The sequence below is a fragment of the Vibrio sp. 1069 genome, from assembly GCF_033340555.1.
In genome coordinates this window covers 1-649 of the sequence record NZ_JAWOWP010000488.1, presented here as the reverse complement: position 1 = coordinate 649, position 649 = coordinate 1, and the positions used below count along the sequence as shown (strand labels likewise).

1 pseudogene is annotated in these 649 nt (G+C 51.8%); it reads right to left on the bottom strand.

The features are described 5' to 3' along the window. Nucleotides 1–649 (bottom strand): annotated as a pseudogene (metL, locus tag R7040_RS27330) (bifunctional aspartate kinase/homoserine dehydrogenase II); the annotation flags it as partial.

Here is a 649-nt window from a genome sequence, read left to right as displayed (position 1 = left end):
CATCGTGCTTTGCGCGACAGGTTGTAACGTACGGCTATGCAAGACCGGAGCTGCAAGGCGGGCCAGTTCACTCGCTTCGTCTAAGCGCAGTAAAGGCAACAGACATGCGTCCGACACTAAACGAGGATCCGCACTGTAAACACCAGCAACATCACTCCAAATGGTTACGGTTGTCACTTCCGCCAAAGCACCGATTACGGTTGCGGAATAATCAGAGCCATTCCGCCCCAACAGCACGGTTTCTCCTGCCTCATTTTGCGCCATAAATCCGGTGATGATGACGCGTTTGTGGCTGTGTTGCGCCAACGCCTCCTTAATCAGGGGATAAGAACGCGCACGGTCAACTTCCGGTTGAGTACCAGCTTCTGCACGTAAAAATGCACGTGCATCTTGTGCGACCGCAGGAACATTTTGTTGTGAAATCAAGGCAGCCAATAAACGTGAAGACTACACTTCACCTTGACCCAACACTGCCGCTTTTTGCGCAGCCGTCAGGGGCGCAGTCAGCTCGGCTAAGGTACTGAACTCATCGTGCAAAGAAGCGAGCAATTGCGTCTGCACCTCGCCTTCTAATAAAGATTCAATTAGCTCCGACTGGAATTGTCTTAAGCCTTGCAGTGCTTCATGCGCAATACGGCCATCTTTGTCT